This window comes from Streptomyces phyllanthi, assembly GCF_009377205.1.
In the GTDB taxonomy this organism is placed as follows: domain Bacteria; phylum Actinomycetota; class Actinomycetes; order Streptomycetales; family Streptomycetaceae; genus Streptomyces; species Streptomyces phyllanthi.
This window is the reverse complement of record NZ_VJZE01000286.1, coordinates 1-11,953: the sequence shown is the minus strand read 5'-3', so window position 1 is coordinate 11,953 and position 11,953 is coordinate 1. Positions and strand designations below refer to the sequence as shown.

The following is an 11,953-nucleotide window of genomic DNA, read 5'->3' as shown; positions in this document are numbered from 1 at the left end:
CATAGTGTTTCGGTGGTCATAGCGTGAGGGAAACGCCCGGTTACATTCCGAACCCGGAAGCTAAGCCTTACAGCGCCGATGGTACTGCAGGGGGGACCCTGTGGGAGAGTAGGACACCGCCGAACAATTCTTGAGAAAGGGCCCACACCTTATGGTGTGGGCCCTTTCTGTTTTTCCTGATTCCAGGAGGCTTTTTCAGGGGTCCCGCCCTACCCCTGAAACGCCTCAGAGGCGGCCGGCTGCTTTCAACGCCAGGTAGGCGTCCGCGAGTGCGGGGGCCAGATCGTCCGGGGTCGTGTCGACGACTGTTACTCCGTGTCGGCGCAGTTGGTCCGCTGTGCGGTGGCGTTCTGCCTGGGCCTGTGCCGCGGCGGCGGCTTCGTACACGGCCTGTGGGTTGCCGCGTGCACTCGCCATACGTGCGACGTGTGGATCCGCCACCGAGGCCACGAGAAGGGTGTGGCGCTGCGTGAGCTGAGGCAGTACCGGAAGCAGACCCTCTTCCACCGGTGCGGCGTCCAAGCTGGTGAGGAGCACGATCAGGGCGCGGCGCGGGGCCGTACGGAGTGCTGTGGCTGTGAGACCGCGGGCATCCGTTTCGATGAGTTCCGGCTCCAGGGTGGCCATCGCGTTGACCAGTGATGGGAGGACATCGCCTGCCGTACGGCCTTGGACGAGGGCGCGTACCCGACGGTCGTAAGCGAGGAGGTCCACGCGGTCGCCGGCGCGGGACGCGAGTGCGGCCAGGAGCAGTGCGGCGTCCATGGAGGCGTCCAGTCGGGGGGCATCACCCACGCGGCCTGCTGAGGTGCGGCCCGTGTCGAGGACCACGAGGATGTGGCGGTCGCGTTCCGGGCGCCAGGTGCGTACGGCGACCGCGGACTGGCGGGCCGTGGCGCGCCAGTCGATGGAGCGGGTGTCGTCACCGGGGACGTACTCGCGGAGGCTGTCGAACTCCGTGCCCTCGCCTCGGGTCAGCACGCTGGTGCGGCCGTCGAGTTCGCGCAGGCGGGCCAGTTTCGAGGGCAGGTGCTTGCGGCTGGTGAACGGGGGCAGGACGCGCACCGTCCAGGGGACCCTGTGGCTGCCCTGGCGGGTGAAGAGACCGAGAGGGCCGTACGAGCGGATCGTGACCCGGTCTGCCTGGCGGTCGCCGCGGCGGGTCGGGCGGAGCCGGGTTGTGACGCGTCGGCGCTCGCCCGGAGGGACCGTGAGGCGGTGGCGGGAAGCGGTCACCTCGGTGCCGGGCTGCCAGCTGCTGGGCGGCCAGGCGTCACGGAGGTGGGCGCGCAGGGGGCGCTTCGACGGGTTGGTGACCGTGAGGGTGACGTCCGCCGTTTCGCCGAGGCGTGCCGATGTGTCGCCGGAGCGGGTCAGGCCGAGGCGGCGTACGGGCGCGGCGAGGGCGAAGTCGCAGGCGCAGGCCAGGGCCAGGGGGGCGTTCACGGCGAGGATGCCCGTCCAGCTGGGTTCCCAGATGCCGACGGGGAGGGAACCGAGGGCCGCGAGGAGGGCGGCGCGTCCGGTGAGTGCCATCAGCGGGGGACGGGGACGTGGGTGAGGATCGCGTTGATGACCGAGTCGGCCGTCACGCCCTCCATCTCGGCCTCCGGGCGGAGTTGGACGCGGTGGCGGAGGGTCGGCAGGGCCAGTGCCTTCACGTCGTCCGGGATGACGTAGTCGCGGCCCGTCAGCCAGGCCCAGGCGCGGGAGGCCGCGAGGAGGGCCGTGGCGCCGCGAGGGGAGACGCCGAGGGTCAGGGACGGGGATTCGCGGGTGGCGCGGCAGATGTCCACGACGTAGGCGGTGATCTCCGGCGAGATCGAGGTTTTGGCGACTGAGGCGCGGGCTGCTTCCAGGTCTTGGGCGGTCGCTACGGGGCGTACGCCGGCGGCGCGCAGGTCGCGTGGGTTGAAGCCCTCTGCATGACGGGTGAGGACGTTGATCTCGTCCTGGCGGGAGGGGAGGGGGACGGTGAGTTTGAGGAGGAAGCGGTCCAGCTGGGCCTCGGGGAGGGGGTACGTGCCCTCGTACTCGACCGGATTCTGGGTTGCGGCGACCAGGAAGGGCTCAGGGAGCGGGCGCGGGGTGCCGTCGACCGTGACCTGGCGTTCCTCCATGGCCTCCAGGAGAGACGACTGGGTCTTGGGCGGGGTGCGGTTGATCTCGTCGGCGAGCAGCAGGTTGGTGAAGACGGGGCCGGGCTGGAAGGAGAACTCGGCGGTGCGGGTGTCGTAGACGAGCGAGCCCGTGACGTCGCTCGGCATCAGGTCAGGGGTGAACTGGACACGCTTGGTGTCCAGTTCGAGGGCGGACGCGAGGGCGCGGACGAGGAGGGTCTTGGCGACGCCGGGGACGCCTTCGAGGAGGACGTGGCCGCGGCAGAGGAGAGCGACGACGAGGCCGGTCACGGCGGGGTCCTGGCCGACCACGGCTTTGGCGATCTCGGCGCGCAGGGCTTCCAGGGAGGCGCGGGCGGCGCCCGGGTCCCCGGCGTGACCGGCGTTGTCAGTGGTCGGGTCCATCATGGACGGCGTACCTCTCTTTCGAGGGCGTCGAGTTGGTCGGCGAGGGCGATCAGTGCCGCGTCGTCGCCGGGTGGCGGGCCGAAGAGGAGGGTGTGCAGGGTCTGTCCTTCTCCGCGGTCGCGGAGGTGGGTGGACAGCGCGGGAAGCAGGGCCTCGGGCGTGTGCGCCCGGGCCAGGGGGATGCCTACGAGGGGGGCGAGGCGAGTGCGGGTGGTGGAGCGCAGGGCGGCGGCCGCGCGGTCGCGGGCGTTCGCCTTGCGGTAGAGGCGGGCGCGGCCTTCGACGGTTTCGGAGGCGCGGATCGCGACGGGGAGACGTTCGGGTACGAGGGGGCCCAGTCGGCGTGCCCTCCAGAGGGCGGCCAGGGCTGCGGCGACGAAGAGCTGCAGGGTGCCCCAGAGCCAGCCCGAGGGGAGCAGGTCGAGGAAGTCTTGCTCGCCGGTGTCGGTGAGCTCGTTGTCGGACAGCGAGGGGAGGTACCAGACCAGATGGGGGCGCGAGCCGAGGAGTTGGAGGGCGAGCGAGGCGTTGCCGTGCTCGTCGAGGCTGTCGTTGTGGAGGATGTCGGGGGCGCCGACCACGATGGTGTCGCCGTCCCCTTCGGGTGCCGGGAGCCGTACGAGACTGGGCAGGCCGTTGCTGGGATAGCAGGAGTCGGCGCCCGGGGCGGTCGTGCGGTAGCGGACGCCTCCTGTGTCGGCGGTGCCCGCCCGCCGGGCCGCGGGCAGGTCGCAGCGGGGGGAGAGCGTCGAGTCGTAGCTGAGTGCCGGGTCGGCGCTCACCCCGGGGGCCAGGGTGCCGACCGACGGGGCGTCGGGGGCGACCAGGACGGTACGGCCGCCGGAGCCCTGGGTCGTCGTGTGCAGTTGGGTCTGCTGGCGGTCGGTCAGCAGGTCGGGGACGGCGACCAGCAGGGTGGTGTCGGGGCCGGTCGCGGCGCGGGCCTCGCCGAGGGTGGTCACCACCCGGGTGGACACGCCCCGGTCGTCGAGGAGTTCGGCGACCGCGCGGCTGCCGTGGGGGTCGGCGGAGCGCGGGTCGAGCCTGCCGTGCTGGGAGGTGGAGCGGACCGAGGCGATCGCGAAGGCCGCCACCACGAGGACCACCAGTGCGAGCACGATGCCGCGGGTGTGGGTCCACACCTGGCGGGCGGTGGGCGAGTCGGATGTGGACGGGAGCGTGGCCTCGATGGTCATTCGCCGGCCCCTTGGCGGGCGCTGTGGGCCGTGCTGTGGGCGCTGCTGGTCAGCACGGGCTTGGTGCGCTCCAGGTCGTCGTCGAGGGCGGCGAGACGGCGGTATGTTTCCTCGCCCGCCGACCTGCCGCCGTATGTGACGTCGTCGAAGTCACGGGCGGCCGCGCGTAGTCGGTCCGCGTGCGTGGGGAGCGTACGGCCCGCTTCGGAGGCCGCCTCGTCGGCGGTGCGGCCGGGGCGTGCGTCGAGCAGGGCGCGTTCCTCCAGGGAGCGGACGATGGCGCGCATGCGTTCCTGGACGGCCTGGTTCCAGTGGCCCTGGGCTGCGTGGGTCTCGGCGGCCGCGCGGTGGTCGGCGGCGCTGCGGGGGCGGTCGTCGAAGAGGGCGGCGGACGATGTGGGCGTGCGGTGCGGGGTGCCCAGACGCCACCACAGCGCGCCGAGGAGCGCGAGGACCACAAGGACGATCACGACGAGGCCGAGCGCGCCCCCCGGGGTGGCGGACGACGCGGCACTGAAGATCTTGCCGAGCCACTCCCAGAAGGCGTCCAGGGCGCGCTGGAACCAGCTGGGGTCGTTCTCGTGGTACATCCGCTTGGCCAGCTCACGCTCGGCCGCCTCGCGCGCGGGGTCGCGTGGTGTGGTGAGCGGCGGCGCGTCGTCGGACATCGGCAGTGCCCGCACGGCCGTGCCGCCGGTACGCAGCAGCGACCGCACGGCCGTCGGGCCGGTGTGCGGCAGCGCCAGTGCCGCGGTGAGAACTCCCCCCGTCACGCCGTCAGCCCCCCGGTGTCGGGCCGGGCGTGCCGGTGCCGTAGCCCTGGAGGCCTGCGGCGCGGGCCAGGTCGAGGTCGAGGGCCTCGCGGCGGATGCGCTGGTCGATGTAGAGCAGCACGGTGACGCCCGCGTTGATGGGGAACGTGAGCATGGACCCGATCACCGCGCCGATTCCGCTGATGATGAGGAAGGTCCAGCCGAGGTCCGACGTGCTGCCGTTGAGGAAGCTGGTGGCACCGTCTCCGCTGAGCGCCGCAGCGAGGAAGGCGAACGGGATCACGATGATCGACGCCACGATGTTGGCGATGATCGCGGCGAGCAGCTGGATGCCGAAGACCCGCCACCAGGAGCCGCGCACCAGCTTCGCGGAGCGGCTCATCGACTTCAGGACGCCCTGCTTCTCCAGCATGAGGGCGGGCGAGGCGAGCGAGAAGCGGATCATCAGCCACAGGGCGACGACGAACGCGCCGAGTCCGCCGATGACGGCGAGTGCGGCACCTCCGTCGCCTTCTCCGGACACGGTGACGAGGAGGCCGGGCAGGATGCCCACGAGGATGATCACCGCGGCGATGAGCGGCAGCAGCAGGGTCAGGCCGAGCAGTTTCGCCAGCTGGGGCCGGGCCTCGCGCCAGGCCTCCGCCGTGGTCACCGGCCTGCCGAGTACGGCGCGGCTGGTCACGGAGGTGAGCAGGGCCGTCGCGACGATGGTGCCGAGGAGGCTGACGAGCAGGATGACGGCCGAGCCGGCCATCGTGGCGCCCATGGCCCGGGTCAGTTCGTCGAGTGTGGCGTCGGGGTCGTTGAGGGCCGCGGTGTCGGCGGTGTCGTTGAGGACGAAGCCCTGGAGCAGGATGACCGCGATCTCCGTGACGACGGCGACGGTCAGCGAGATGCCGAGGACCGTGCGCCAGTAGGTGCGCATGGTGGAGACCGCGCCGTCGAGGATCTCGCCGACTCCCAGCGGGCGCAGCGGGATCACGCCGGGCTTGGCCGCGGGCGGGGGACCGCCCCACTGGCCGCCCCAGCCGCCGGGACCGCCGTAGCCGGGGGCTCCCCAGCCGCCGTAGCCGCCGCCCTGACCGCCGTAACCGCCGGGGCCGCCAGGGTGCTGACCGCCCCAGCCCGGGCCGGGCGGAGGCGGTGGCGGGGCCTGACCGGGGTCCTGCGGGCCAGGAGCGGGCCACTGGGCGGGCGGAGGCTGTTCCTTGGACCACTTCGACGGCGGCTCCGGCTGGTTCGCGCCACCCTGGTCCGGCTGCTCCGGGGGCTGCGAGGCGCCGGAGCCGGTGGGGTCCTGGCCGTCCGAGGGGGCGGATCCGGGCGAGGCCCAGCCCGGAGTGTCTGTCATCGTCGCTCCTTCACGATGCCCGTCCGCGGTCGCGGTTGCAGGTTGGCGCCCATCGTGCCACGGTGCGTCCGGCAAGGGAGCAGGGGCCGTATGGGCCGGCAACCTTCAATTGTCCGCCTGACAGGGGGCAGACTGGGCGGATGGCTGATCAGTACGCGCGATCCGGCGACGACAACCGGCCGGCTGGAATACCGGCGATCCGTTGGGACGAGCCTCCCGAAGGTCCCGTTCTCGTCCTGCTCGACCAGACGAGGCTGCCGGCCGAGGAGGTCGAGCTGGTGTGCACGGACGCGCCCGCGCTGGTGGAGGCGATCCGCACCCTTGCGGTGCGCGGGGCGCCGCTGCTGGGTATCGCTGGGGCGTACGGTGTCGCGCTCGCCGCCGCACGCGGGTTCGACGTGGAGGATGCCGCCACCGGGCTGGAAGCCGCTCGGCCCACCGCGGTGAACCTCGCCGTCGGCGTGCGCCGGGCCCGGGCGGCGTACCGGGCCGCGCTCGCCCAGGGCGGGGGCGAGAAGCAGGGTGCCGAGGCGGCGCTCGCCGCGGCGCGGGCGCTGCACCAGGAGGACGCGGAGGCCAGTGCGCGTATGGCAGGGCACGGGCTGGGGCTGCTCGACGAGTTGCTGCCGGGCGGCGGACACCGGGTGCTCACGCACTGCAACACCGGGTCGCTGGTGTCCGGCGGTGAGGGCACGGCGTTCGCGGTGGCGCTGGCGGCGCACCGGGCGGGGCGGCTGCGCAGGCTGTGGGTGGACGAGACGCGGCCGTTGCTGCAGGGTGCACGTCTGACGGCGTATGAGGCGGCGCGCAGCGGGATGGCGTACACATTGCTCACGGACAATGCGGCGGGCTCGCTGTTCGCGGCCGGGGAGGTGGACGCGGTGCTGGTCGGGGCGGACAGGATCGCGGCCGACGGCTCGGTGGCGAACAAGGTGGGGACGTATCCGCTCGCCGTGCTGGCTCGGTACCACCATGTGCCGTTCATCGTGGTCGCGCCGGTGACGACGGTGGATCCGGACACCCCGGACGGTGCGTCCATCGAGGTGGAGCAGCGTGCCGGGCACGAGGTGACGGAGATAGCGGCGCCCAAGGTGCCGACGGCGGGAGCGGAAGCGGGAGGCGGAATTCCGGTGGCACCCCTGGGGACCCAGGCGTACAACCCGGCGTTCGACGTGACACCGCCCGAGCTGGTGACGGCGATCGTCACCGAGGAGGGCGCCGTGTCGCCCGTGACGGCTGAGGCGCTCGCCGAGCTGTGTGACAGGTCACGCCAGGTAACGATTTAGTTAATGGGATGATGGCATTCATGAAGGGACGAGTCCTTGTCGTCGACGACGACACCGCACTGGCCGAGATGCTCGGCATCGTGCTGCGTGGTGAAGGTTTTGAGCCGTCTTTCGTAGCCGACGGCGACAAGGCGCTGGCCGCATTCCGGGAGGCGAAACCCGATCTGGTGCTGCTCGACCTGATGCTGCCCGGGCGGGACGGCATCGAGGTGTGCCGCCTGATCAGGGCGGAGTCCGGGGTGCCGATCGTGATGCTCACGGCCAAGAGCGACACGGTGGACGTGGTGGTCGGGCTGGAGTCCGGTGCCGACGACTACATCGTGAAGCCGTTCAAGCCGAAGGAGCTCGTGGCCCGTATCCGGGCGCGGCTGCGCAGGTCGGAGGAGCCGGCGCCGGAGCAGCTCGCCATCGGTGACCTCGTCATCGACGTGGCCGGTCACTCCGTGAAGCGGGACGGGATGTCGATCGCGCTGACGCCACTGGAGTTCGACCTGCTGGTTGCGCTGGCCCGCAAGCCGTGGCAGGTGTTCACCCGTGAGGTCCTGCTGGAGCAGGTCTGGGGCTACCGCCATGCGGCGGACACCCGTCTGGTCAACGTTCATGTGCAGAGACTGCGCTCGAAGGTCGAGAAGGACCCGGAGCGGCCGGAGATCGTGGTGACCGTCCGTGGCGTCGGGTACAAGGCTGGGCCAAGCTGATATGTCGGGTGACAGTGCCGCTTCGGCGCCCGGCCAGCCGGGGACCCGCGCGGAGCGGCCTGTCGGCCGGAAGACGGCGGGGTCCCGCTGGGGGCGCCTCCTCGACGGCGGGTTGCTGCACGGCGGAGTCCAGGGCAGCCCGGTCATCCGCCTGTTCATGCGCTGGGTGCGCCGTCCGCTGCTGCCCGTCATGCGGCTGTGGCGGCGCAACATCCAGCTCAGGATCGTCGTCACGACGCTGCTGATGTCGTTGGGCGTCGTCCTGTTGCTGGGCTTCGTCGTCATCGGGCAGGTGCGCAACGGGCTGCTGGACGCCAAGGTGAAGGCGTCGCAGAGCCAGGCCACGGGCGGTTTCACGGCCGCCGGGCAGAAGGCCGACAGCGCGGCGATCGCCGCCGGGAACGACAGCCCGGACTCGGACGGCGACTCGGTCCAGAACGTCGGCGAATGGATGAGCACGACCCTGGGGTCGCTCTCCAGCGGTGGCCAGGGCGCGTTCGACGTCGTCACGCTCAGCAGCAGCGGGGCGGGTGACACCCGCGGGTTCGGCCCGCGTGCCTCCGGTGGGGTCGAGCCGACCCTCAGCGTGCCCGAGGCCCTCCGCGAGAAGGTGGACGACGGCGCGGGCGCGGCGCAGAGTTACACGCGCATCGTCTACGAGGCCAGCACCGGCAAGGCGTCACAGCCCGGGCTGGTCATCGGCAAGCAGGTCAACGACCCGTACGGCAACACGTACGAGCTGTACTACCTCTTCCCGCTCACGCAGGAGGAGAGGTCGCTGAGCCTGGTAAAGGGGACGTTGGCGACGGCGGGGCTGTTCGTCGTCGTGCTCCTCGGGGCCATCGCCTGGCTGGTGGTGCGCCAGGTCGTCACGCCCGTACGGATGGCCGCGGGGATCGCCGAGCGGTTGTCGGCGGGGCGCCTCCAGGAACGTATGAAGGTCACCGGCGAGGACGACATCGCGCGGCTCGGCGAGGCCTTCAACAAGATGGCGCAGAACCTGCAACTGAAGATCAGTCAGCTGGAGGACCTGTCGCGGATGCAGCGGCGGTTCGTCTCGGACGTGTCGCACGAGCTGCGGACGCCGCTGACGACCGTCCGTATGGCCGCCGACGTCATCCACGAGGCGCGGGTGGACTTCGATCCGGTGACCGCGCGGTCGGCGGAACTGCTCGCCGACCAGCTGGACCGGTTCGAGTCGCTGCTCGCGGACCTGCTGGAGATCAGCCGGTTCGACGCGGGCGCGGCTGCCCTGGAGGCCGAGCCGATCGATCTCAGAGAGGTCGTACGGCGGGTCGTCAGCGGGGCCGAGCCGCTCGCCGAACGCAAGGGCACGCAGATCCGGGTCGTCGGCGACCAGCAGCCCGTCGTGGCCGAGGCCGACGCCCGCCGCGTGGAGCGTGTGCTGCGCAATCTCGTCGTCAACGCCGTGGAGCACGGCGAGGGCAAGGACGTCGTGGTCAAACTGGCCGCCGCGGGCGGCGCGGTGGCGGTCGCCGTACGCGACTACGGCGTGGGGCTCAAGCCGGGCGAGGCGACCCGGGTGTTCAGCCGCTTCTGGCGGGCTGACCCGGCACGCGCGCGTACCACCGGCGGTACGGGGCTGGGCCTGTCCATCGCACTGGAGGACGCCCGGCTGCACGGCGGCTGGCTGCAGGCGTGGGGCGAGCCGGGCGGTGGCTCGCAGTTCCGGCTGACCCTGCCGCGCACCGCGGACGAGCCGCTGCGCGGGTCCCCGATACCCCTCGAGCCCAAGGACTCGCGGCGCAACAGGGGACTGAGCGACGCCGGTCTGCCCCTCGGGGGCAGCAGCAAGCTCGCCACCGTGCCGGCCCAGGCATCCGGGGACACGTCACAGGTGCGGGCGCCCATAGGCCTGAGGCCGAGCGGGGCGACGCCCAGCGCGGACCCGACGGCGCTGCCCGGCAGCGGGGCACGCGTGGTGCCCCGGCCCACCGGAGGGACGCGTCCGCCCGCCGACGAGGCCGAGGACGCGGAGGAGACCGAGGACCAGCCGTCCCAGGACGGTACGGAGCAGCACGAGCAGGGGGAGGCATTCCGTGGGCGCTGACCGCGAGGGGCGCGGCCGTCGGCGTCTGACGGGTGTGGGGGTGTACGCCGGCTGCGGAGTCCTTCTGCTCACCGGGTGCGCCTCGATGCCGGACAGCGGGGATCTGCGCGGTGTCGAGTCCACGCCACGGCAGGACGCGCAGGTGCGGGTGTACGCGATGCCGCCGCGCGACGACGCCAAGCCCTTGGAGATCGTGCAGGGCTTCCTGGAGGCCCTCACCAGCGATGATCCGAACTACGAGACGGCGCGCATGTACCTGGCGGGCAAGGCGCGCGCGGAGTGGCAGCCGAGCGAGTCCACCACCGTCCTCGCCGAGGGGCCGAGAGCCATGCCCGCGCCCTCGGGGACCGAGGGGGACGGCGGCAACATCCTGTACCGGCTGACCGGCCAGGAGGTCGCCCGGGTGGACGCGCAGCACGCGTACGAGCCCTCCGGTCACTCCTACAGCCGGACCCTGCACCTCACGCGGGTGAAGGGCACCAAGCAGTGGCGTATCGACGGCCTGCCCCCCGGCGTGGTGATGGGCATGTCGGACTTCCATCGCAACTACCGGTCCGTCAACAAGTACTACTTCGCCTCCTCCACGTCCTCCGGACGGCTGGCGACCGTCGCCGATCCGGTCTACGTGCGCAGGGAGGTGGACCCGGTGACCCAGATGGTCCGGGCGCTCCTGAAGGGCCCGACCCGCTGGCTGGACCACGTGGCACGGACGAGTTTCCCCTCGGGGACGGCCTTGAAGAAGGGCCTCGGGCCGCTCACGCCCGACGACCAGAACAAGCTGGTCGTGCCGCTCAACGGCAAGGCGGACAACGTCGGGCAGGGCAGGTGCAAGGAGATGGCGGCGCAGTTGCTGTTCACGTTGCAGGACCTGATGCCCACGGGCGTGGCCGAGGTGGAGCTGCAGCGGTCGGACGGCGGGCTGCTGTGCGAGCTCGGCGAGGGCCGGGCCGCCACCATCGCCTCGCACGGTGTGGGTGAGGGCGAGGGCGAAGGCCACGAGTACTTCATCGACGGCGACGACCGGCTGGTCCGTATGGACGCCGACGGTAGCGACCGGTCGCCGGATCCGGTGCCCGGAGCCCTGGGCACGGGCGACATCAAGCTGCGGTCGGCCGCGGTGGAGCGTGACGAGGAGCGGGCCGCCGGGGTGTCGCTGGACGGCGGCAAGCTGTACGTCGGGTCGGTGGCGTCGGGCAGTTCGCTCGGGGATCCGGTGGTGACCAGCCAGGGCCGGACCGAGGACGACCGGCTGACGACGCCCAGCTGGGACGGGCGGGACGATCTGTGGGTCGCCGACCGCGACAGGAAGAAACCGCGGCTGCTGGTCCTGCGCAACGGTGTGGGTGAGCCGCTGGAGGTCATGACACCGGGGCTGGACGGGCGTATCGAGGCGGTGCGGGTGGCCGCGGACAGCGTACGGATCGCGCTCATCGTGGAGAAGGACGGCAAGCGGTCGCTGTTCATCGGACGGATCGAGCGGGACACCGACTCCGATGGGCAGGAAGCCGACTCCGATGGTGGGACCGCCGTGTCGGTCGTCGCACTGCGCTCCGCGACACCGCAGTGGGAGGAGGTCACGGCCATGTCCTGGGCCGGGGACAGCCGGCTGGTGGTCGTGGGGCGCGGATCCCGCGGTGTGCAGCAGATACGGTACGTCCAGGTCGACGGCTCCATGCCGGACGGCCCGGAGCCCGCCGCGCTCACCGGGATGAAGGAGATCGCCGCCTCCGAGAACGAGGGGCTGCCGCTGGTGGCGCACTCGGAGGACGGCATCGTCCGGTTGTCGTCCGGATCGCAGTGGCAGAAGGTCGTCGGCGAGGGGTCGGCGCCGGTTTATCCGGGGTAGCGGCCGCGCGGGGTGGGGCCGGGGTGCGGAGCCTCCTGGGAACCTGCCCTGGTGCCTTGGTGCCTTGGTGCCTTGGTGCCTTGGTGCCTTGGTGCCTGGTGCCTTGGTGCCCTGGTGCCTGTGGGCGCTTGCGTGTGGGCTTGCGGGCCCGGCGGACGCGCGCGTCGCTCGTGTGGGGGACGGCCCGCGGTGGTTGCGAAGAGT

Annotated in this window: 8 protein-coding genes, 1 rRNA gene and 1 pseudogene; 5 read left to right on the top strand and 5 right to left on the bottom strand. The window is 71.9% G+C overall.

Translation table 11 applies throughout. The features are described from left to right. The first annotated feature begins 8 nt into the window (after window positions 1–8). Window positions 9–125 (top strand): 5S ribosomal RNA (gene rrf / locus FNH04_RS30460). A gap of 100 nt (window positions 126–225) precedes the next feature. Here rrf and FNH04_RS30455 read toward each other — a convergent pair. The 5 genes from FNH04_RS30455 to FNH04_RS30435 form a co-directional block, all read right to left on the bottom strand. Further along, entirely contained in the window at window positions 226–1,536 is a 1,311-nt protein-coding gene (locus tag FNH04_RS30455; protein WP_152788994.1) for a DUF58 domain-containing protein, read from the bottom strand. After that, window positions 1,536–2,525, bottom strand: coding sequence for an AAA family ATPase (locus FNH04_RS30450; RefSeq protein WP_152788993.1), 990 nt, complete (start codon window positions 2,523–2,525; stop codon window positions 1,536–1,538). The genes FNH04_RS30455 and FNH04_RS30450 overlap by 1 nt, the downstream gene beginning before the upstream one ends. After that, window positions 2,525–3,724 (bottom strand): DUF4350 domain-containing protein, encoded by a 1,200-nt coding sequence (locus FNH04_RS30445; protein WP_152788992.1) that lies wholly within the window; start codon window positions 3,722–3,724, stop codon window positions 2,525–2,527. Before FNH04_RS30445 ends, FNH04_RS30450 begins: the two co-directional genes overlap by 1 nt. After that, window positions 3,721–4,392 (bottom strand): DUF4129 domain-containing protein, encoded by a 672-nt coding sequence (locus tag FNH04_RS30440; RefSeq protein WP_152788996.1) that lies wholly within the window; start codon window positions 4,390–4,392, stop codon window positions 3,721–3,723. The genes FNH04_RS30445 and FNH04_RS30440 overlap by 4 nt, the downstream gene beginning before the upstream one ends. A 109-nt stretch (window positions 4,393–4,501) precedes the next feature. Continuing rightward, on the bottom strand, window positions 4,502–5,848 hold the full coding sequence (locus tag FNH04_RS30435) for a DUF7847 domain-containing protein (protein ID WP_152788991.1): 1,347 nt from the start codon (window positions 5,846–5,848) through the stop codon (window positions 4,502–4,504). A 140-nt stretch (window positions 5,849–5,988) separates the two neighbouring features. Here FNH04_RS30435 and mtnA point away from each other — a divergent pair, with 140 nt between their 5' ends. From mtnA to FNH04_RS30415, 4 genes and pseudogenes are all read left to right on the top strand, one after another. Next, window positions 5,989–7,134 (top strand): S-methyl-5-thioribose-1-phosphate isomerase, encoded by a 1,146-nt coding sequence (gene mtnA / locus FNH04_RS30430; RefSeq protein WP_152788990.1) that lies wholly within the window; start codon window positions 5,989–5,991, stop codon window positions 7,132–7,134. 8 nt (window positions 7,135–7,142) lie between these two features. Beyond that, entirely contained in the window at window positions 7,143–7,832 is a 690-nt protein-coding gene (gene mtrA / locus FNH04_RS30425) for a two-component system response regulator MtrA (protein WP_194236870.1), read from the top strand. 1 nt (window position 7,833) lies between these two features. Continuing rightward, window positions 7,834–9,793: pseudogene (gene mtrB, locus FNH04_RS30420) on the top strand (MtrAB system histidine kinase MtrB); the annotation flags it as partial. Window positions 9,794–9,892: 99 nt separating this feature from the next. Further along, window positions 9,893–11,749 (top strand): LpqB family beta-propeller domain-containing protein, encoded by a 1,857-nt coding sequence (locus tag FNH04_RS30415; RefSeq protein ID WP_322724268.1) that lies wholly within the window; start codon window positions 9,893–9,895, stop codon window positions 11,747–11,749. Window positions 11,750–11,953 lie beyond the last annotated feature (204 nt).

Coding starts and splice junctions, on each gene's coding strand:
- FNH04_RS30445 (WP_152788992.1), bottom strand. CDS start 3,724: ATGACCATCGAGGCCACGCTCCCGTCCACATCCGACTCGCCCACCGCC.
- FNH04_RS30435 (WP_152788991.1), bottom strand. CDS start 5,848: ATGACAGACACTCCGGGCTGGGCCTCGCCCGGATCCGCCCCCTCGGAC.
- FNH04_RS30440 (WP_152788996.1), bottom strand. CDS start 4,392: ATGTCCGACGACGCGCCGCCGCTCACCACACCACGCGACCCCGCGCGC.
- mtrA (WP_194236870.1), top strand. CDS start 7,143: ATGATGGCATTCATGAAGGGACGAGTCCTTGTCGTCGACGACGACACC.
- mtnA (WP_152788990.1), top strand. CDS start 5,989: ATGGCTGATCAGTACGCGCGATCCGGCGACGACAACCGGCCGGCTGGA.
- FNH04_RS30450 (WP_152788993.1), bottom strand. CDS start 2,525: ATGGACCCGACCACTGACAACGCCGGTCACGCCGGGGACCCGGGCGCC.
- FNH04_RS30455 (WP_152788994.1), bottom strand. CDS start 1,536: ATGGCACTCACCGGACGCGCCGCCCTCCTCGCGGCCCTCGGTTCCCTC.